Genomic DNA, 19,355 nt, shown 5'->3' with positions numbered 1-19,355 from the left:
GCTGCCCGCCGGTCACCAGGTGACGCCGTGCCAGCTCACGTGGTGGTCGGTGTGGTCGGAGTCCTTCGTGCACCAGTAGGTGGTGCCGTCACGCAGCAGGAAGCGGTCGCAGGCGATCCCGGCGGCGCGGTCCTCGGCCAGCACGTCCAGGAGGTGCTCCGGGCTCTCGGGGAGGCGCCCCGGCTCTCCGAAGCTCTCCAGGCCGTCCAGGAGGAGCTCCTGGCGGGTCCGGTGCGGGGCCGGGTCCCGGTCCGTCAGGATCACCAGGGCGGTGGCGTTGTCGGTGCTCTCCGCCTCGCGGGCGGCGTCCACCAGGACCCGCACCAGGGTGTCGGGGTCGTGCGCGTGGTCGGCCACGAGTTCGGCCATCAGCCGTTCGTCCACGTAGTCGTGGACGCCGTCGCACGTGAACAGCGTGAGGTCGGCGGCGGGCGCGGTGGTGGTGCCGACGTCGTCGACGTCGGCGGTCGCCACGGAGGTGGTGACCGCGTGGTCGCAGGTCCGGGCGAGGTCGTCCGAGGCCCACCGGTCGCGCAGCTCCTGGCCGCGCGTGTGGTCCCGCGTGTGCTGGCGCAGGCCCTGGCCGGGGCTCCAGGTCCAGACCCGGCAGTCACCGACCCACGCGATGTCTATGGGGTCGTCGGGGGCGTCCTGGCGGGCGTGCGCCATCACGCAGTCGGTCCCGGGGTGGATGCGGGTGATCGCCCGGGCGGCGGCCAGGACGGCGTCCACGGCCTCTCCGGGAGCGGAGGTGGCGGTGTCGGCGGCGAGCTGCGCGGCCAGTGCGGTGTCGGGGTGGTCACCGAACCCGTCGGCCACCGTGGCCCGCCAGCCGTCGGAGGCGGACTCGACCTGGTGGGCGCAGGCGTCCTGTTGGCACGGCCGAGGGCCCTGGTCGGTGTCGGTGGCGATGACGGGGGAACTCATGCGCGCTCCTTCAACCGGTTCGGGTGGCCCTCACCCAAGGACGATGGGACCTGGGAAGATGCTCGCAGACGGGGGTTTGGTTCGCGGAGGAAGGTCACGAACGGATGAGGGCCGGTCCTCCGCCGGGATTGTCGGGTAGTGTCCGTTGACGTGAACCACGCGACCGCCGCAGACGGAACCCGAATCTGGTACGACGTCCACGGTGCGGGGGAGCCCCTGGTACTGATCCACGGGCAGTCCCTCGACCACGAGATGTGGGACGGGGTGTACGAGGACCTCGCCGAACGCCACCGGGTGGTGCGCGTGGACCTCAGGGGCACCGGGGGGAGCGACGCCCCGCTGGACCGCGCGTACAGCATGGAGCTGCTGGCCAGGGACGTCCTCGCGGTCCTGGACGACCTCGGGGTCGGGCGCGCGCACGTCTACGGTTTCTCCATGGGCGGGAAGGTCGCCCAGACCCTCGCCGCGATCGCCCCCGAACGGGTCGGCGCACTGGTGCTCGGCTCCACGGCTCCCGGCGGGGAGCACGAGGTGGAGCGTCCCGAGCACGCGTCCCTGGCGCTGCGCAAGGCCAGCGGTGACGAGGGGCGCGGACTCATCGGTCCGCTGTTCTACACGCCCGAGTGGGCGATGGCGCACCCGGAGACGGTCACCCGTGTGCTGCCCCGCAACCCGCTGCGCGCGCAGCGCCGCCACTACGAGGCCAGCCTCAGGCACGACGGCTGGGACCTGCTGCCCCTGGTCCAGGCCCCGACCCTGGTGGTGCACGGCGAGGACGACGAGCTCACCCCGGTGGGCAACGCCGAACTGCTCGCCGAGCGCGTCCCCGACGCGGAACTGCTGGTCCTGCCGGGCGTCCGCCACGGCTACCTGCACGAGGCCGCGCCCAAGGCCACCGAGGCCGTCCTGGCCTTCCTCGCCGCGCGCCCCCTGGCCCCCGCCGACCGCTGACGCCGGGGCCTCAGTGTCCGCGGCGGACGAGGGCGGCGGCGCGGGGGAGCAGGGCGACCTCCTCGGCGGAGAGGTTGGGATCGTCCCGGCGCAGGGCGACGGCGTCGTCGACGAGCCGGGCCGGGTCACCCTCGGCGCTCCGGAGGTAGGGGTCGAGGCAGGCCTCGGCCAGGTCCGCCAGAGGGCGGGGGCCGCAGAGACCGGTGAGAGCCAACAGGAGGGCGGTCACCGCCAGGTCGAGATCGGGCTCCCCCTCACGGGCGTTGGTCCAGTCGATGACCACGGGGCCCCGTTCGGTGAGGACGACGTTGCCCGGGTGCAGGTCCAGGTGCAGCAGGCGGCCGTTCCCCGTGCCGGGCAGCCCGTGCAGGCGGCCGTGGAGCTCGGCCAGTGCCTCGCCGGTCTCCTTGGCCGAGAGTCGCCCCTCCAGGGCAGCGTCGAGCATCGTGGGTCCGTGCAGGCGCTCCATCTCCAGTTCGACGCCAGCAGCCCGGTGCACCTCGGGCACGGGGAAACCGTGCCCGGCCGCGTGCGCCATGGCGGCGGCCTCGGGTGCCGTGTCCTGCGCTTCGCGGTACCGGCGCAGCACCCGGTGCTCGTCGAGTGCGAAGACGTCGGCGTCGCGTCCTGAGGCCAGAGGGGTGGGAGAGGACACTGTGACTCCTGGGTCAGGCGGGTGGGAACTCCGTGCGGAGCCGGTCCAGTTGGCGGCGGTCCCGCTTGGTGGGGCGGCCCGCGCCGCGGTCCCGGCGGATCACCGGGGCGGTGGCCTGCGGCGGCTGCGCCGGGGTGCGGTCCACGTAGCAGCGGGCCGCGACCGGGGCGCCGACCCTCTTCACGATGACGTGGCTCACGTCGACGATCCGTGTGGTGCCGTGCAGGCGCACCCTGATCTGGTCGCCGACCTTCACCGCCATGGCGGGTTTGGCGGGGCGGTCGTTGACGCGCACGTGCCCTCCGCGGCAGGCCTGAGCGGCGTCGGCGCGGGTCTTGGTGAGGCGTACCGCCCACAGCCAACGGTCGACCCGCGTGGAGTCGGGGCCGGAGGGAAGGGGGGCGGACGAGTCGCTCACGCGGGGTCCTCTCACGGGTTCGGGTGGGTCGTGAGCCACTCTAGGTCGACCTCGGTACGAAGTGCTCCAAAGTCGCGCTAGAGTTGTTCTTGCAACGAGGTCCTGTGGAGCAGTTAGGAGTGCTCGCCACCCTGTCAAGGTGGAGGCCGCGGGTTCAAATCCCGTCAGGACCGCATCATCGAAGGCCCGGTGTCCCAGACACCGGGCCTTCGTCGTTGTCTGGGTGACAGGGGGGACAGTTGTGAGCTACCGGTACGCCACCGAGCGTGCGGACCACTCGGCCTTGGCGAGCGGGCAGGTGTTGCGGTCCGCGCCCGGATACCCGGGGTTCCCCGTGAGACTGGCGAGTGAGCTCCTCCAGCGGGCGATGGTGCACGTGGAGGGCGACCGGGTGCGGCTGTGGGACCCCTGCTGCGGCAGCGGCTATCTGGTGGCCGTGCTGGGGCTGCTCCACCGCGACCGGCTCACACACGTGCGCGCCACGGACGTGGACGGTGACGCGGTGGGTATCGCCGCGCGCAACCTGGAGCTGCTGACCGCCGAGGGCCTGGCCGAGCGGGAGCGGGAGCTGCGCCGCTCGGCCCGGGACTTCGGCCGGGTGGCGTTCGTGGAGCGGGCCGAGGCCGCCCGCGACCTGGCCGCCGGGTTGGCCGCCATGGGCGGCGACCTCCCGCACGAGTCCGGGGTGGCCGACGTCTTCACGGCCGCCGACCCCGTGGACGCGGACCTCGTGATCACGGACGTCCCCTACGGGGAGATGACCCACTGGGAGGGGAGCGTCCCCGACGACCCGATCCGGGCGCTGCTCGCCTCGATGGGGAGGGTCCTGCCCCGGAGCGCGGTGGTGGTCGTGACGGCGCGGACCCGCCGGGTGCCGCTGCCGGAGGGCGTACGGGCGCTGGAACGGGTGAAGGTCGGCAACCGGTCGGCGGTCCTGGTCCGCGCCCGGGACCTCGCGGCGCTGTGAACCTCAGGTGACGTCGCGGAAGGCCCGCGTGGTGTACAGCGCCACGACCAGCGCGACCACGGCGAGCAGCACGAAGCCCAGCGTGTACGCGCCCGTGGCCTGGTACACCACGCCCATGAGCAGCGGCGGGAAGTAGCCGCCGAGGCCTCCGGCGGCGCCGACCAGGCCGGTGACCGTACCCACGCGGGACGGGTCCACGAGCTTGGCGACCAGGGCGAACACCGCGCCGGTGCCCAGGCCCAGGGTCAGCGCGATCAGCACGAACGACAGGCCCGCCGGGAACTCCGCCGGCGGGTGCAGCGCGAGGACGACGGCGAAGGCGCACGTGCCGAAGAAGGAGATCAGACAGACCCTCACCGGTCCGATCCGGTCCGAGAGGACGCCGCCGACCGGACGGGCGACGACCGCCGCCACGGCGAACCCGGCGGTGCGCATGCCCGCGTCGGTCTGCGCGAAGTCGTAGGCGGTGGTCAGCAGGGTCGGCAGGTAGGTGGAGAAGGCCACGAAGCCGCCGAACACCAGCGCGTAGAGCGCCGAGGCCTGCCAGGTGGCCCTGAGGCCCAGCGCCTCCCGTAGGCGGGGCAGGGCGGGTTCGGTCCGCGGACTCCACTCGGGTGAGTTCCGGGCGAACAACCACATGACGGCGGCCATCGCGGCGAGGGCCACGCACATGAGCAGGTGGGTGGTGAACACGCCCATCGCCTCCACCAGGCGCGGGGTCAGGAAGGCCGACAGCGCGGTGCCGCCCATGCCCGCGCCGAACACGCCCGTGGCGAACCCGCGCCGGTCGGCCTGGTACCAGGCGTTGACGAACGGGATGCCGATGGCGAAGGAGGTGCCCGCGATCCCGAGGAAGAAGCCCCAGACCAGCAGCATGGGGTACGAGTTCGCGGACAGCCCGACCAGGAGGGTCGGGACGACGCTGAGCAGGCAGACGGCCGTGAACATCACCCGGCCGCCGTAGCGGTCGGTCAGGGTGCCCACCGGGATACGCCCCAGAGAGCCCACCAGCACGGGGAAGGCCACCAGGATCGACGTCTGCGTGGGCGTCAGGCCCAGGTCCTCGCTGTAGCTCCGTGACAGCGGGCCGATCAGGTTCCAGGCCCAGAAGGTCAGCGCGAACGCCGCCGTGGCCAGGGCGAGGTTGCCGCCCGCGGTTCCGGAACGGGTCGTCCGCTCCCCAGCTTCCGCACGCATTACGGCTCCTTCGTCAGTCGGTCTGCGGCGATTGTCGCCCCCTGCGGTGTGGGAAACGTGACATCCGTGCCGGAACAGGCATATTCATTAACGGAATGTGGTCGGAGCTGGGCTTTGACTCCGTGCTCCGGGCAACGGTCGGGCAAACGAGGTGTTTTCCTTATGGCGGCACGGAGTAAACGCACGGGAGCGGGCGACAGCCTTCTCCGGTTGGGAAACTACCTGACCCGTTCGGAGCCCCTGGACGGGGACCGTGCCCAGGTCAGACACGGTGGGCGTGAAGGTGACGTGTTCTACCGGGACCGCTGGAGCCACGACCGGGTGGTGCGTTCCACGCACGGCGTGAACTGCACGGGATCCTGTTCCTGGGATGTTTATGTCAAAGACGGAATCATCACCTGGGAAACCCAGGCGACGGATTATCCGTCGGTCGGTCCGGACCGCCCCGAGTACGAACCCCGGGGTTGTCCGCGCGGCGCCGCCTTTTCCTGGTACACGTATTCTCCGACCCGGGTGCGCTACCCCTACGCGCGCGGCGTGCTCGTGGAGATGTACCGGGAGGCGCGCGAGCGGCTGGGCGACCCGGTCCTGGCGTGGGAGGAGATCACCACCGACCCCGAGCGGCGCCGCCGCTACCAGCGGGCGCGGGGCAAGGGCGGCCTGGTCCGCACCACCTGGGAGGAGGCCCTGGAGATCGCGGCGGCCGCACACGTCCTGACGATCAGGGAGTACGGCCCCGACCGGATCGCCGGGTTCTCGCCCATCCCCGCGATGTCGATGGTCTCCCACGGCGTGGGCGCCCGGTTCGTCAACCTGCTCGGCGGCTCGATGCTGTCGTTCTACGACTGGTACGCGGACCTGCCGGTGGCCTCCCCGCAGGTGTTCGGTGACCAGACCGACGTCCCCGAGTCCGGGGACTGGTGGGACGCCGCCTACCTGGTGCTCTGGGGTTCCAACGTCCCGGTGACCCGCACCCCGGACGCCCACTGGATGGCCGAGGCCCGCTACCGGGGCCAAAAGGTCGTGGTGGTCGCCCCGGACTTCAACGACGCCGCCAAGTTCGCGGACGAGTGGCTGGCACCGCACCCGGGCACGGACGGCGCCCTGGCGATGGCCATGGGGCACGTGATCCTCAGGGAGCGCTTCGTCGAGCGACCCACCCCGCGGTTCACCGAGTACGCGCGCACCTATACGGACCTGCCCTTCCTCGTGGCCCTGGACCGCAGGGACGGCCGGTTCGTGCCCGGCAAGTTCCTCACCGCCTCGGACCTGCCCGACAACACGGACGGGGCCAACCCCGACTGGAAGCCCGTGTTCTGGCCGGAGGGGGAGGACGGGCCGGTCGCCCCCAACGGCACCGTCGGCCACCGCTGGGGCGAGGACGGTGCGGGGAAGTGGAACCTCGACCTGGAGGGCCGCGTCCCCGAACTCACCTTCTACGCGGAGGGGGCCGAGGCGGCGGAGGTCGCCCTTCCCCGCTTCGACACCCCCGACGGCACGGCCGAGGTCGACACCCGGGGCGTCCCCGTCCGCAGGGTGGGCGGCCGCCTGGTCACCACCGTGTTCGACCTGGTCCTGGCCCAGTACGGGGTGTCCCGCCCCGGCCTGCCCGGGGTCTGGCCCTCCGGGTACGACGACCCGGAAGCCGCCTGCACCCCGGCCTGGCAGGAGGCCCTGACCTCCGTCCCCGCCGAACGGGCGGTGCGCATCGCCCGCGAGTTCGCGGACACCGCCGAGGCCAGCGGCGGCCGGGCCATGATCGTCCTGGGCGCCGGGACCAACCAGTGGTTCCACGGTGAGAACGCCTACCGCGCCTTCCTGTCCCTGCTGCTGCTCACCGGCTGCCAGGGGGTCAACGGCGGCGGCTGGGCGCACTACGTGGGCCAGGAGAAGTGCCGCACGGCCACCGGCTGGGCCGCCTACGCCTCGGGCATGGACTGGTCGCGCCCGCCGCGCTTCATGGCCGGGACCGCCTACTGGTACTCCCACACCGACCAGTGGCGCTACGACACCTACCGGGCCGACGCCCTCATGTCGCCGCTCGGGCCCGGGCGGGTCCGGGGGCAGCACACCGCCGACCTCGTGGCGGCCTCCGCCCGCATGGGCTGGATGCCGTCCTACCCGACCTTCAACCGCAACCCGATCCGGCTCGGCAAGGAGGCCGCCGAACGGAACAGGGACCCCGCCGAGTACGTGGCCGACCAGCTCCAGGACGGCACGCTCCGGTTCGCGGCCGAGGACCCGGACGACCCGAAGAACTGGCCCCGCACCCTCACGCTGTGGCGGTCCAACCTGTTCGGGTCCTCCGCCAAGGGCAACGAGTACTTCCTGAAGCACCTGCTGGGCACGCACTCCAATCTCCGGTCGGAGCCCGCCGGACCGGACGACCGGCCCGAGGACGTGACCTGGCGGGAGGAGGTCCCCGAGGGCAAGCTCGACCTGCTGCTCACCCTGGACTTCCGGATGACCAGCTCCACGCTGCTGTCCGACATCGTGCTGCCCGCCGCCACCTGGTACGAGAAGCACGACCTCTCCACCACGGACATGCACCCCTTCGTGCACGCCTTCAACCCGGCGATCGACCCGCCCTGGGAGACCCGCACCGACTTCGACGCCTTCCACGCGCTGGCGAAGGTGTTCAGCGAACTGGCCGCGGACCACCTGGGCGAGGTCACCGACCTGGTCGCGGTGCCCCACCAGCACGACACCGAGGGGGAGCTGGCGCAGCCGCACGGGGTCCCGACGGACTGGAAGGCGGCGGGGGAGCGGCCGGTCCCCGGGAGGACCATGCCGAACATCGTCCCGGTCCGCCGGAACTACTCGGCGGTGGCCCAGAAGCTCGCGGCCCTCGGCCCCCTGGCCGAGGGGAAGGGGCTCCCCGTCAAGGGCGTGTCCTTCACCCCCGACGAGGAGGTCGAGTGGCTGCGCCAGCGCAACGGGACCGTGCGCGGCGGGGTCGCGGACGGCCGCCCCTCCCTGGACACCGACGTCAAGGCCTGCGAGATGATCCTCGCGCTGTCCGGCACCAGCAACGGACGCCTGGCCGCGCAGGGGTTCGAGCGGCTGGCCGCGCGCACCGGCACCGACATGGACGAGCTGATCCACCACGCGGAGGGGCGCCGGGTGGTCTTCGACGACGCCCGGCACGGTCCGACCCCCGTGGGCACCAGCCCGGAGTGGTCCGGCAAGGAGGCCGCCGACCGCCGGTACTCGCCCTTCACCATCAACGTCGAGCACGACAAGCCCTGGCACACGCTCACCGGACGCCAGCACTTCTACCTGGACCACGACTGGATGCACGAGTTCGGTGAGGCCCTGCCGGTCTACCGGCCCCCGCTGGACATGGGCCGCCTGTTCGGGGAGCCCCGGATCGGCCCGACCGGGCAGCGCGAGGTGGTCGTGCGCTACCTGACCCCGCACTCCAAGTGGTCCATCCACTCGGAGTACCAGGACAACCTGCTCATGCAGACCCTGTCCCGGGGCGGCCCCACGATCTGGATGAGCGTGGCCGACGCCGAGGCGATCGGGGCGGCCGACAACGACTGGGTCGAGGCGGTCAACCGCAACGGGGTCGTCGCCGCACGCCTGGTGGTCTCGCACCGTATGCCGACCGGGACGGTGTACATGCACCACGCCCAGGAGCGCACCATCGACGTGCCGAAGACGGAGACCACCGGCCGTCGGGGCGGCATCCACAACTCGCTCACCCGCCTGCTGGTCAAGCCGACGCACCTGATCGGCGGCTACGCCCAGTTCACGTACGCCTTCAACTACCTGGGACCGACCGGGAACCAGCGCGACGAGGTCACGGTCGTGCGCAAACGGACGACGGAGGTGCGTTACTGATGGCGGGGCGGAGCAGGGAGCGGACGGGCGGAGCCACCCGGGACTCGGCGGGGCGGCCGATCGGCCGGGTCATGGCACAGGTCGCCATGGTCATGAACCTCGACAAGTGCATCGGGTGCCACACCTGCTCGGTCACCTGCAAGCAGGCGTGGACCAACCGGAGCGGCGTCGAGTACGCGTGGTTCAACAACGTCGAGACCCGGCCCGGACAGGGGTACCCGCGCACCTACCAGGACCAGGAGCGGTGGAAGGGCGGCTGGGTCCGGCGCCCCGACGGTCGGCTCGTGCCGCGCGCGGGCGGCCGGATCAGGCGGCTCGCGACCATCTTCGCCAACCCGGTGATGCCCTCCATCCAGGACTACTACGAACCCTGGACCTACGACTACGAGACCCTGACCAACGCGCCCCTGGGCGACGACTTCCCGGTGGCCAGCCCGCGCTCGGCGCTCACCGGCAAGCCCATGCGGGTGAGCTGGAGCGCCAACTGGGACGACGACCTGGGCGGCGGCCCCGAACTCGCCTCCCAGGACCCGATCGTGCGCAGGCTCGGGGACAGGGTGAAGCTCTCCTTCGAGGAGACCTTCATGTTCTACCTCCCGCGCATCTGTGAGCACTGCCTCAACCCGACCTGCGTGGCCGCCTGCCCGAGCGGGGCGCTGTACAAGCGGGTCGAGGACGGCATCGTGCTCGTGGACCAGGACCGCTGCCGGGGCTGGCGCATGTGCGTCACCGCCTGCCCGTACAAGAAGATCTACTTCAACCACAGGACGGGCAAGGCCGAGAAGTGCACCTTCTGCTACCCGCGCGTGGAGGTGGGTATGCCCACCATCTGCTCGGAGACGTGCGTGGGGCGCCTGCGGTACCTGGGGGTCGTGCTCTACGACGCCGACCGGGTGGGCGAGGCCGCCGCCGTCGAGGACGAACGCGACCTGTACGAGGCGCAGCTGGACGTGTTCCTCGACCCCGCCGACCCGGCCGTGCGCGCGGCCGCCCGGCGCGACGGCGTCCCCGACCGCTGGGTGGAGTCCGCCGGCCGGTCCCCGATCCTCGCCCTGGCCAAGCGCTTCCGGGTGGCCCTGCCGCTGCACCCGGAGTTCCGCACGATGCCGATGGTCTGGTACGTCCCGCCGCTGTCGCCCGTGGTGGACGCGCTCACCAGGACCGGCCACGACGGCGAGGAGGCCGACCACCTGTTCGGGGCCATCGACGCCCTGCGCATCCCGATCGAGTACCTGGCCGAACTGTTCACGGCTGGGGACACCGGACCCGTGGACCTCGTGCTGCGGCGGCTGGCGGCCATGCGGTCGTACATGCGCCGGATCAACCTCGGCCAGGAGCGCGACGAGTCGATCGCCGAGGCGGTCGGGATGACCGGGGCGGAGATCGAGGACATGTACCGGCTGCTGGCGCTGGCCAGGTACGACGAGCGCTACGTCGTGCCGACGGCCTTCGGGGTGGACGAGGCCGACAAGGGGGTCATCGAGGAGGTCGGGTGCAGCCTCGACTTCGACGGCGGCCCCGGGATGGGCGGGATGGGCGACGTCCCCTTCGGTGAGGCCTCAGGGCGCCCGGACGCGGCCACGGTGGAGACCTTCCACGCCCTGCGCGACCGCCAGACCGGCGAGGGCGGGCCCGAGGGGCCCGCGACGGACGGCCGCGTCAACCTGCTGAACTGGGACGGCAACGGTCGTCCGAGAGGACTCTTCCCACCCCGACCGGGTGGCGGTACCGACGACGGCGGCGGGCGGGGCGGGGTCCCCGGGCCGCTCGAAGGGGGTCGACCATGAGCACCAACACCAACACCAACACCGACGGCACGGACGGCGTGTCCGGCGAGGGTCGGGTCGGGGACGCGTTCGGCGCCCGTCCGGTGATCCCGAGCCAGGACGGCCGCGACCCGGACGGGCCGGGGCGGACGGGCTGGCTCGGCGCGGGCCGGGCCACACGCAGGGCGCACGCCCGGGCGGTCACCCACCAGGCGGCGTCGGTCCTGCTCGGCTACCCGGACGCCCTCTTCTTCGAACGGCTCCCGCTGGCCGCGCGCGCCGCCGCCGAGCTCCCGAAGAGCCAGTCCCGGACGCTGCTGCTGGAGTTCTGCGAACACGCCTCCAGCACTCCCGAGCTGGAACTGGCCGAGCACTACGTGGACGTGTTCGACCTGCGCCGCCGACGCGCGCTCCACATGACCTACTACACGGACGGCGACACCCGGCGCCGTGGCCACGCGCTCGCCGAGATCAAGCGGGTCTACAGCGAGGCGGGGTGGCGGGTGCACGCCCGCGAGCTGCCGGACCACCTGGCGGTCATGCTGGAGTTCGCGGCCCGGGGGGACGCCGAGGCCGGGCAGGAGCTGCTGGTGGACTTCCGCTCGGGCCTGGACCTGCTCTCCCGGTCCCTGGAGGAGCACGGAACGCCCTACGCGCGGGTGGTCGACGCGGTCCGGTACACCCTGCCGGCGCCCCGGCGGGCGGACGAGGAGCGCGTGCGCCTGCTCGCCCAGGAGGGTCCGCCCGCCGAGGACGTGGGCATGGAGCCCTACGGCGCGCGCCCCCGGGTCCCGCTGCCCCTGACCGACGTGACCAGGCGACCGCGGTGAACCCCGGGACGACCGGGCCGGTGGACCTCGTCCTGTGGGGCGTGCTGCCCTACGTGGTGCTGGTGCTCGTGGTGGGCGGGCTGGTCTGGCGCTACCGCTACGACCGGTTCGGCTGGACCACCCGCTCGTCGGAGCTGTACGAGTCCCGGCTGCTGCGGATCGGCAGCCCGCTCTTCCACTTCGGCCTGCTCGTGGTGATCGTCGGGCACGTGGTGGGCCTGCTGGTCCCGGCCACGTGGACCAGGGCGCTGGGGGTCTCCGACACCGCGTACCACGTGACCGCGCTGTCGATGGGGATCGTGGCGGGCGTGTGCACGCTCGCCGGGATCACCCTGCTCATCTGGCGCAGGCGCACCACCGGACCGGTCTTCAGCGCCACCACCCGCAACGACAAGCTCATGTACGTGGTTCTGGTGCTGGCGATCGTGACCGGTCTGGGCATGACCGTCTACTTCGCCGGGGTGGCGCTCGCGGGCGGGCACTCCGGCGACTACCGGGAGACGGTGTCGCCGTGGTTCCGGTCGATCTGGATCCTGCGTCCGGACGTCGCCGCGATGGCGGCCGCCGAGGCGCCCTACAAACTGCACGCGCTGATGGGCCTGGCCCTGTTCGCGCTCCTGCCGTTCACCCGGCTCGTGCACGCCTTCAGCGCGCCCGTCGGCTACCTGTTCCGTCCCTACGTCCTCTACCGCACGCGCGACCCGCACTCGCCCGCCTCCGGGCAGGCCGTGCGGACCGCCCGTCGGGGCTGGTGAACCGGCCGTTCCACGCCGCGCCGCCCATGTGAACCGACCAGGAGAACCGTCATCATGGAGCTGTTCCCCGCGTTCCCGCTCGACGAGTGGTACGACACCAAGCAGACCCTGCACCGCTTCGAGCAGATCGTCGGCAAGGTCCGGCTGGCCCACAGCCCGCGCCGCAACCACTGGTGGAACGTGCCCTTCCACCTGACCGGCAGCGGTGTGACGTCCCGTCCGATGGGGCTGGTGGACGGTAACCCGGTCTTCACCGTGGACTTCGACTTCGTCCGACACGAACTGGTGGCGTCGAACCTGGAGGGGCACACCGCGACCTTCCCGCTCCAGGGACACAGCGTGGCCTCGTTCTACCTCCAGTTCCAGTCGGCCCTGGACAGCCTGGGGGTGGACGGCAGCATCCCGCGGGCCACCCCCTTCGACCTCCCGGACTCCGGCCGCCCCTTCGTGACGGACCACCAGCACGCCACGTACGTGCCCGAGCACGCCAACCGGTACTGGCGGATCCTGAGTCAGGTGAACCTGGTGCTGGAGGAGTTCGCGTCGTCCTTCTCCGGCAAGACCAGCCCGGTGCACCACTTCTGGCACACGTTCGACATCGCGGTCACCCGGTTCTCGCCGCACCGGATCCGGCAGCCGGAGGGTGCGGGCGGCCTGGTGCGCGAGGCCTACTCGCGTGAGGTGGTCAGCTTCGGGTTCTGGTTCGGCGACGACGCCGTGCCCGAACCCTGCTTCTACGCCTACGCGGCGCCCGAGCCGGAGGGGCTCACCGAGGAGCCGCTCAGCCCCGTCGAGGCGGAGTGGCGGACGAGCGGGCAGGGGCACCTGGCGCTGTTGCGCTACGCCGACGTCCGCGAGCAGCCCGACCGCCGGGCGGCGGTCCTCGGGTTCCTGGAGAGCGCCTACCGTGCCGGGGCGGGGCGGCTGGGGTGGGACGTGGACGCCATGGCCTGTCCGGGCGGGGTCACCGACCCCCACCTGGCGGGGCACTGACCTCCTCGGGAGGGTGTACGCGGGTGGGTCCGGCAGGGAACATGACATCCTGTGGGGCCCACGACGCGCGCACCACGCGCGTGTGACACGCACGAGGCAGGGGAAGTGGCCATGGAGTTGTCCGTCGTCGACGTGCCGGAACGATCCCGCTACGAGGTGAGCGCCGACGGCAGGGTGGTCGGCTTCTCCGCCTACCACCTCATATCCGAGGGGGTCCTGGCCCTTCCGCACGTGGAGGTCGAGTCCGCCTTCGAGGGCCGGGGCGTGGCCAGTGAGCTCATGCGCCGGTCCCTGGACGAGATCCGGGAGCGGGGGCTGAGGATCGTGCCCGTCTGCCCCTTCGCGCGGGCCTTCCTCAAGCGCAACCCGGAGTACGCGGACCTCGTTCACGAGGGCTGATACGACCGGGACAACCGAATAACGGAAGTATCACCATCCGGGTACAGTGCGGCCCGGATGGTGTTTCGTGCCCTTTCCGGGGCATGGGTCGGCGGTTGTCCTCGTTTGGAGCGAAGGAGCCCCACCCCCGTGCTACTGGCAGACGCAGTACCCACCCTCGATGCCCGCGTCACGGACGCGATCGGCACGTTCAACGACGACTTCTTCTGGGCCTGGGTCCTGATCCCGCTCCTGATCGTGGTGAGTGTCTACATCACCGTCCGGAGCGGCCTCGTGCAGTTCCGGATGTTCCCGGAGATGTTCCGGGTGCTGAAGAGCAAGCCCGAGGTCGCGCCCGACGGCAAGAAGGCCGTCTCCTCGCTTCAGGCCTTCTTCATCTCGGCCGCCGCGCGGATCGGCACGGGCAACATCATCGGCGTCTCGATCGCCATCTCCCTGGGAGGCCCCGGAGCGGTCTTCTGGATGTGGGTGATGGCCCTGGTGGTGTGCGCCGCGAGCTTCGTGGAGTCCACGCTCGCGCAGCTGTACAAGGTCCGCCACTCGGCCGGGTACCGGGGTGGGCCCGCCTACTACATCGAGCGCGGGCTGGGGCAGCGCTGGCTCGCCGTGGTCTTCGCGGTCATCCTCATCATCACCTTCCCGATGGTGTTCAACGCGGTGCAGAGCAACACCATCACCAACACGATCGCCAACTCGGCGGGTGAGCTGGGCGCGGAGACCAACCTGGTGTTCTCCGTGGTCGTCGGTGCCCTGCTGGTGGTCCTCACCGCCCTGGTGATCTTCGGCGGCGTCCGCCGGATCGCCAACACCGCACAGGCGCTGATCCCCTTCTTCGCCGGGCTCTACATCGTCATCGGCCTGATCGTCATGGCGCTGAACTGGCAGCTCGTGCCGGGCATGTTCGCCTCGATCATCCAGAACGCGTTCGGCCTGGGCGAGTTCGCCGCCGCCGCTCTGGGCGTGGTGATCATCCAGGGCGTCCGACGGGGCATGTTCTCCAACGAGGCCGGTCTCGGTTCCGCGCCGAACGCGGCGGCCAGCGCCTCGGTCACGCACCCGGTCAAGCAGGGCCTGGTGCAGACCCTCGGCGTCTACGTGGACACCCTGGTGGTCTGCTCGGTGACCGCCTTCATCGTCCTGCTCGGCTACCAGGGGACCCTCGACGGCACCATGGAGGGCGACCTCACCCAGATGGCCCTGATGGCCATGCTCGGGCCCTGGGCGATGCACCTGATGACGCTCATCATCTTCCTGGTGGCGTTCACCTCGGTGCTCGGCAACTACTACTACGGCGAGTCCAACGTCGAGTACCTGACCGGCAACGGGAACGTGCTGTTCGGCTACAAGGTGGTCTTCCTCGTCGCCACCTTCCTGGGTTCGCTGGGGTCGATCGACCTGATCTGGACGCTGGCCGACACCACGATGGGCCTGATGGCACTGGTCAACCTGATCGCCATCGCCCCGCTGACGGTGATCGCCTGCCGTCTGCTCAAGGACTACACGGACCAGCGCAACCAGGGGCTGGACCCGGTCTTCACCAGGGACCGGATGCCGGACGTGCGCGGGGTGGAGTGCTGGGAGCCGGCCGAGGACGCCGAGGCCCGGGAGAAGGAGGGCCTCTCCTCCTGACCGGGTGCTGACGGGGGGCTGACGGGGGGCGCGTCCGAGCGGTTCGGGCGCGCCCCCGCGTTGTTTCCCAGGGGCCCCTGACGGCTCAGACGGCGCTTGGTTCACTCCCGAAAGCACACAAATCCCTAACGGTAGGAGCTTTCAGGCATCCGTGTTCTTTCGGTCACCGCGGATCATCGCTAGTGTGCTGGATCACAGTTGTGGCGGTCAGAGTTGTGCCTCGCGAGGGAGTCCGATGTCCATCGTCTCAATCGAGCCCGCCACCGCCGAGCGGTGGGATGACCTGGAGAACCTGTTCGGACCGACCGGAGCGTACGGGCACTGCTGGTGCACGTTCTTCCGAAGACGCGCCAAGGACCACACGGCGAGCGTGTCCTGCGACCGGTCCACGCGGGGTCTGGACAACAAGGAGGAGTTGCGTCGACTGACCCTGGACGGACGGGTTCCGGGGCTGATCGCCTATGACGGGGACGGCCCCTGCGGCTGGGTCTCGGTCGCTCCGCGGGAGGACTTCATCCGCCTGTCCCGCTCGCGGACGCTGCGTCCCGCCGATCCCGACGAACCCGGGGTGTGGTCCCTGGTGTGCTTCTGGCTGCCGCCGCGCAGGCGCAAGCGCGGGATGGGCAGCCGTCTGCTGGACGGCGCGATCGAGTACGCCCGCGCGGGCGGGGGGAGGGTCCTGGAGGCCTACCCCGTGGACACGGCGGGCGGGCGCGCCCCCAGTGCCGAGGTCTACACCGGCACGGTCGAGATGTTCCGCAGGGCCGGTTTCACGCTGGAGGGGCACCACCTGAGTGAGCGGGTGGTGGCCCGGCTGGAGCTCAAGGCCGAGTAGTCCACCCACGTTTCCCCGTCCCCCACGTTCCCCCGTCCCCGCCTGAGTCCCCCGTCCCCCACGTTCCCCCGTCCCCCCTGAGTCCCCCGTCCCCCACGTCCCCCCTTCCGTTCCTTTCCTCCTCCGGCCGCCCCAGGCGGTGGCCGACAAACGGGGGGAGGGTATCCGGAACACGACTTCTCCCGGTCAGCGCGGGTGTGTCGCCGTCGTGGCGGCCCCGGGGTGTCCGATGATCCAAGGGGTCCCCGCGCGCGTCGCGGGGCCCCTTCGCGTGCGCCTGCCCGCCCGTGGCAGGGGTTTGATCGGCGCTTGGTACCCCCCTGGGGTAAGCTGGGCTGCGCGTTCCGAGTCGAGGCGTCGCCGGTGTTTGACAGATGCATACCCCAGGGGGGTATATTGGGCCTCGTTGGAACGCGAGTCCGCGCACCGGCGCGGCAGAACCCACCAGGAGGCAGGAATGGCCAGCACCGCCGTCTACACCGTCGAGGGCATGAGCTGCGGACACTGCGTCAACTCGGTCACCGAGGAGGTCAGCGGGGTCTCCGGAGTCACCGACGTGCAGGTCGACCTGGAGAGCAAGAAGGTCACCGTCACCGGCGAGAGCCAGATCGACGACGCGGCCGTGCGCGCCGCGATCGACGAGGCCGGGTACGAGGTGGCGAGCTGACATGGGTGTGACCACGAAGCTCGCGCTGTACGCGGTGGGTCTCGTGGTCGTGTTCGTCGCGGCGTTCGGGGCCGGCACGCTGGTCGGCCCCGTCCTGCCGGACCAGACCGGAGGGCACGCGGAGAGCGTGGAGTCCCCGGTCCCCGCCGAACAGGACCACGACGGCACCGAGCGGGACCGCGTCGACGACGGCGTCGACCACTAACCATCCTGGAGCGGCATATGAGTAGCAGCAAGACGGCGTCCGCCGCGGTGGAGCCGGTGGAACTGGCGATCGGCGGGATGACCTGCGCGGCCTGTGCCAACCGGGTGGAGAAGCGCCTCAACAAGTTGGAGGGTGTCACCGCCACCGTCAACTTCGCGACCGAGAAGGCCCGCGTCACCTTCGAGGGCGCGGCGATCCCGGTCGAGGACCTGGTCACCCAGGTCGAGAAGGCGGGCTACACCGCCGCCGTGCCCCGGACCGACCCCGAGGCCGCCGCCGGGGCGTCCGAACCGGCCGACCCCACCCAGGCCCTGTGGAACCGCGCCCTGGTCTCCATCGTGCTGTCCGTACCCGTCATCGCGATGGCGATGGTCCCCGCGCTCCAGTTCACCTACTGGCAGTGGGCCTCGCTCGCGCTGGCCGCGCCGGTCGTGGTCTGGGGCGCGCTGCCCTTCCACGTCGCCGCGTGGAAGAACCTCAGGCTGGGCACCGCCACCATGGACACCCTGGTGTCCCTGGGCGTCACCTCGGCCTTCCTGTGGTCCCTCTACGCCCTGTTCCTGGGCACGGCGGGAACCCCGGGCATGACCCACCCCTTCGAGTTCACCATCGCCCGCACCGACGGGTCGGGCAACGTCTACCTGGAGGTCGCGGCGGGCGTCACCTCCTTCATCCTCCTCGGCAAGTTCTTCGAGGCGCGCTCCAAGCGGCGCGCGGGGGCCGCGCTGCGCGCGCTGCTGGAGATGGGCGCCAAGGAGGTCGCCGTGCTGCGCGGCACGGGCGCCGCCGCCCGTGAGGAACTGGTCCCCGTGGACCAGCTCGCGGTCGGTGACCGGTTCGTGGTCCGCCCCGGCGAGAAGATCGCCACGGACGGCGCCGTGGAGGAGGGCACCTCAGCCGTCGACATGAGCATGCTCACCGGCGAGTCCGTCCCGGTCGAGGTGGCGCCCGGCTCCGCCGTGGTCGGCGCCACCGTCAACGCCGGCGGCCGCCTGGTCGTGCGGGCCTCGCGGGTCGGCTCCGACACCCAGCTCGCGCAGATGGCGCGCCTGGTCGAGGACGCCCAGAACGGCAAGGCCGCCGTGCAGCGGCTCGCCGACCGGGTGTCCGGGGTGTTCGTCCCCGTCGCCATCATGATCGCCGTCGCCGCCCTCGGTTTCTGGCTCGGCACCGGCGACCCGGCCGGGGCTGCCTTCACCGCCGCCGTGGCCGTGCTGATCATCGCCTGCCCCTGCGCCCTCGGCCTGGCCACCCCGATGGCCCTCATGGTGGGCACCGGGCGCGGTGCCCAGCTGGGCATCCTGATCAAGGGCCCCGAGGTGTTGGAGAGCACCCGGCGGGTGGACACCGTGGTGCTGGACAAGACCGGCACCGTCACCACCGGCAAGATGGCCCTGGCCGGGGTCACCGTCGCCGAGGGGGAGGACGAGGCCGAGGTCCTGCGCCTGGCGGGCGCCCTGGAGAACGCCTCCGAACACCCGATCGCCCGCGCCGTCGCCACGGGGGCCGTGGCGCGGGTCGGGGACCTGCCCGTCCCGGAGGACTTCGCCAACGTCGAGGGCCTGGGCGTGCAGGGCGTCGTGGAGGGCCACGCCGTCCTCGTGGGCCGGGCGGCCCTCCTGGAGGAGTGGTCCCAGCCCCTGACCGACGACCTGACCCGGGCCATGCGGGCCGCCGAGGCCGAGGGCCGCACCGCCGTCGCGGTCGGCTGGGACGGACGGGCCCGGGGCGTGCTGGTGGTGTCCGACACCGTCAAGCCGACCAGCGCCGAGGCGGTGCGCCAGTTCCGCGACCTCGGGCTCACCCCGATCCTGCTGACCGGCGACAACGAGGCCGTGGCCCGCTCGGTCGCCGCCGAGGTGGGCATCGACGAGGTCATCGCGGAGGTCCTGCCCAAGGACAAGGTGGACGTGGTCACCCGGCTCCAGTCCGAGGGCCGCACGGTGGCGATGGTCGGTGACGGGGTCAACGACGCCGCCGCGCTCGCCCAGGCCGACCTGGGGCTGTCCATGGGCACCGGCACCGACGTCGCCATCGAGGCCAGCGACCTCACCCTGGTCCGGGGGGACCTGCGGGCGGCCGCCGACGCGGTCCGGCTGTCCCGGCGCACGCTCGGCACCATCAAGGGCAACCTGTTCTGGGCCTTCGCCTACAACACCGCGGCGCTGCCCCTGGCCGCGATGGGCCTGCTCAACCCGATGCTCGCCGGGGCGGCGATGGCGCTGTCGAGCGTGTTCGTGGTGACGAACAGTCAGCGGTTGCGCCGGTTCCGTCCACTGACCGGAACCGGTCAGATCGACACTTAGTAGTGGCAA

Annotated in this window: 17 protein-coding genes and 1 tRNA gene; 14 read left to right on the top strand and 4 right to left on the bottom strand. The window is 71.6% G+C overall.

Annotated elements, in window-relative coordinates; translation table 11 throughout:
- Positions 1 to 12: 12 nt before the first annotated feature.
- The gene (locus AC0VYL_RS26005) at positions 13 to 927 is read right to left on the bottom strand and encodes a PP2C family protein-serine/threonine phosphatase (RefSeq protein ID WP_475481738.1); all 915 of its coding nucleotides are present in this window, start codon (positions 925 to 927) and stop codon (positions 13 to 15) included.
- A gap of 150 nt (positions 928 to 1,077) precedes the next feature.
- Between AC0VYL_RS26005 and AC0VYL_RS26000 the strand changes: the two genes are divergently transcribed.
- Positions 1,078 to 1,878, top strand: coding sequence for an alpha/beta fold hydrolase (locus tag AC0VYL_RS26000; RefSeq protein ID WP_475481737.1), 801 nt, complete (start codon positions 1,078 to 1,080; stop codon positions 1,876 to 1,878).
- Between the two features lie 10 nt (positions 1,879 to 1,888).
- On the opposite strand, the gene AC0VYL_RS25995 is transcribed toward AC0VYL_RS26000, so the two are convergent.
- A complete protein-coding gene (locus AC0VYL_RS25995; RefSeq protein ID WP_475481736.1) occupies positions 1,889 to 2,533 on the bottom strand; it encodes a phosphotransferase in 645 nt (214 codons plus the stop codon).
- 13 nt (positions 2,534 to 2,546) lie between these two features.
- Positions 2,547 to 2,951, bottom strand: a complete 405-nt coding sequence (locus AC0VYL_RS25990; protein WP_475481735.1) for an RNA-binding S4 domain-containing protein — start codon at positions 2,949 to 2,951, stop codon at positions 2,547 to 2,549.
- 98 nt (positions 2,952 to 3,049) lie between these two features.
- Between AC0VYL_RS25990 and AC0VYL_RS25985 the strand changes: the two genes are divergently transcribed.
- Together AC0VYL_RS25985 and AC0VYL_RS25980 are read left to right on the top strand one after the other, a co-directional pair.
- A tRNA-Asp gene (locus AC0VYL_RS25985) sits at positions 3,050 to 3,124 on the top strand.
- 68 nt (positions 3,125 to 3,192) lie between these two features.
- Positions 3,193 to 3,918 (top strand): rRNA methyltransferase, encoded by a 726-nt coding sequence (locus AC0VYL_RS25980; RefSeq protein WP_475456823.1) that lies wholly within the window; start codon positions 3,193 to 3,195, stop codon positions 3,916 to 3,918.
- 3 nt (positions 3,919 to 3,921) lie between these two features.
- Here the strand turns inward: AC0VYL_RS25980 and AC0VYL_RS25975 are convergent, their stop codons facing one another.
- Positions 3,922 to 5,115 (bottom strand): MFS transporter, encoded by a 1,194-nt coding sequence (locus tag AC0VYL_RS25975; RefSeq protein ID WP_475481734.1) that lies wholly within the window; start codon positions 5,113 to 5,115, stop codon positions 3,922 to 3,924.
- A gap of 162 nt (positions 5,116 to 5,277) precedes the next feature.
- Between AC0VYL_RS25975 and AC0VYL_RS25970 the strand changes: the two genes are divergently transcribed.
- The 11 genes from AC0VYL_RS25970 (at position 5,278) to AC0VYL_RS25920 (ending at position 19,346) form a co-directional block, all read left to right on the top strand.
- Positions 5,278 to 8,961: a nitrate reductase subunit alpha gene (locus tag AC0VYL_RS25970; RefSeq protein ID WP_475481733.1), complete on the top strand. Its 3,684-nt coding sequence runs from the start codon at positions 5,278 to 5,280 to the stop codon at positions 8,959 to 8,961.
- Entirely contained in the window at positions 8,961 to 10,748 is a 1,788-nt protein-coding gene (narH, locus tag AC0VYL_RS25965) for a nitrate reductase subunit beta (protein ID WP_475481732.1), read from the top strand. Before AC0VYL_RS25970 ends, narH begins: the two co-directional genes overlap by 1 nt.
- Positions 10,745 to 11,557: a nitrate reductase molybdenum cofactor assembly chaperone gene (gene narJ, locus AC0VYL_RS25960; RefSeq protein ID WP_475481731.1), complete on the top strand. Its 813-nt coding sequence runs from the start codon at positions 10,745 to 10,747 to the stop codon at positions 11,555 to 11,557. Before narH ends, narJ begins: the two co-directional genes overlap by 4 nt.
- Positions 11,554 to 12,312 (top strand): respiratory nitrate reductase subunit gamma, encoded by a 759-nt coding sequence (gene narI / locus AC0VYL_RS25955; protein WP_475481730.1) that lies wholly within the window; start codon positions 11,554 to 11,556, stop codon positions 12,310 to 12,312. The genes narJ and narI overlap by 4 nt, the downstream gene beginning before the upstream one ends.
- Positions 12,313 to 12,366: 54 nt before the next feature.
- Entirely contained in the window at positions 12,367 to 13,305 is a 939-nt protein-coding gene (locus AC0VYL_RS25950; RefSeq protein ID WP_475481729.1) for a DUF5996 family protein, read from the top strand.
- Between the two features lie 111 nt (positions 13,306 to 13,416).
- Positions 13,417 to 13,704, top strand: coding sequence for a GNAT family N-acetyltransferase (locus AC0VYL_RS25945; protein WP_475456809.1), 288 nt, complete (start codon positions 13,417 to 13,419; stop codon positions 13,702 to 13,704).
- A 129-nt stretch (positions 13,705 to 13,833) separates the two neighbouring features.
- Complete coding sequence (locus tag AC0VYL_RS25940) at positions 13,834 to 15,333, top strand: alanine/glycine:cation symporter family protein (protein WP_475481728.1); 1,500 nt, start codon at positions 13,834 to 13,836, stop codon at positions 15,331 to 15,333.
- A gap of 235 nt (positions 15,334 to 15,568) precedes the next feature.
- Positions 15,569 to 16,168, top strand: coding sequence for an N-acetyltransferase family protein (locus tag AC0VYL_RS25935; protein WP_475456805.1), 600 nt, complete (start codon positions 15,569 to 15,571; stop codon positions 16,166 to 16,168).
- A 457-nt stretch (positions 16,169 to 16,625) separates the two neighbouring features.
- Positions 16,626 to 16,835 (top strand): heavy-metal-associated domain-containing protein, encoded by a 210-nt coding sequence (locus AC0VYL_RS25930; RefSeq protein WP_475456803.1) that lies wholly within the window; start codon positions 16,626 to 16,628, stop codon positions 16,833 to 16,835.
- Between the two features lies 1 nt (position 16,836).
- Positions 16,837 to 17,040 (top strand): hypothetical protein, encoded by a 204-nt coding sequence (locus tag AC0VYL_RS25925; RefSeq protein ID WP_475481727.1) that lies wholly within the window; start codon positions 16,837 to 16,839, stop codon positions 17,038 to 17,040.
- A 17-nt stretch (positions 17,041 to 17,057) separates the two neighbouring features.
- Complete coding sequence (locus tag AC0VYL_RS25920) at positions 17,058 to 19,346, top strand: heavy metal translocating P-type ATPase (RefSeq protein WP_475481726.1); 2,289 nt, start codon at positions 17,058 to 17,060, stop codon at positions 19,344 to 19,346.
- Positions 19,347 to 19,355 lie beyond the last annotated feature (9 nt).

The organism is Nocardiopsis sp. iso_238 (assembly GCF_056173325.1).
The sequence above is the reverse complement of the archived record's forward strand: the minus strand, read 5'-3'. Positions and strand labels throughout refer to the sequence as shown.

Coding starts and splice junctions, on each gene's coding strand:
- AC0VYL_RS26005 (WP_475481738.1), bottom strand. CDS start 927: ATGAGTTCCCCCGTCATCGCCACCGACACCGACCAGGGCCCTCGGCCG.
- AC0VYL_RS25975 (WP_475481734.1), bottom strand. CDS start 5,115: ATGCGTGCGGAAGCTGGGGAGCGGACGACCCGTTCCGGAACCGCGGGC.
- AC0VYL_RS25970 (WP_475481733.1), top strand. CDS start 5,278: ATGGCGGCACGGAGTAAACGCACGGGAGCGGGCGACAGCCTTCTCCGG.
- narH (WP_475481732.1), top strand. CDS start 8,961: ATGGCGGGGCGGAGCAGGGAGCGGACGGGCGGAGCCACCCGGGACTCG.
- narJ (WP_475481731.1), top strand. CDS start 10,745: ATGAGCACCAACACCAACACCAACACCGACGGCACGGACGGCGTGTCC.
- AC0VYL_RS25950 (WP_475481729.1), top strand. CDS start 12,367: ATGGAGCTGTTCCCCGCGTTCCCGCTCGACGAGTGGTACGACACCAAG.
- AC0VYL_RS25945 (WP_475456809.1), top strand. CDS start 13,417: ATGGAGTTGTCCGTCGTCGACGTGCCGGAACGATCCCGCTACGAGGTG.
- AC0VYL_RS25935 (WP_475456805.1), top strand. CDS start 15,569: ATGTCCATCGTCTCAATCGAGCCCGCCACCGCCGAGCGGTGGGATGAC.
- AC0VYL_RS25930 (WP_475456803.1), top strand. CDS start 16,626: ATGGCCAGCACCGCCGTCTACACCGTCGAGGGCATGAGCTGCGGACAC.
- AC0VYL_RS25925 (WP_475481727.1), top strand. CDS start 16,837: ATGGGTGTGACCACGAAGCTCGCGCTGTACGCGGTGGGTCTCGTGGTC.
- AC0VYL_RS25920 (WP_475481726.1), top strand. CDS start 17,058: ATGAGTAGCAGCAAGACGGCGTCCGCCGCGGTGGAGCCGGTGGAACTG.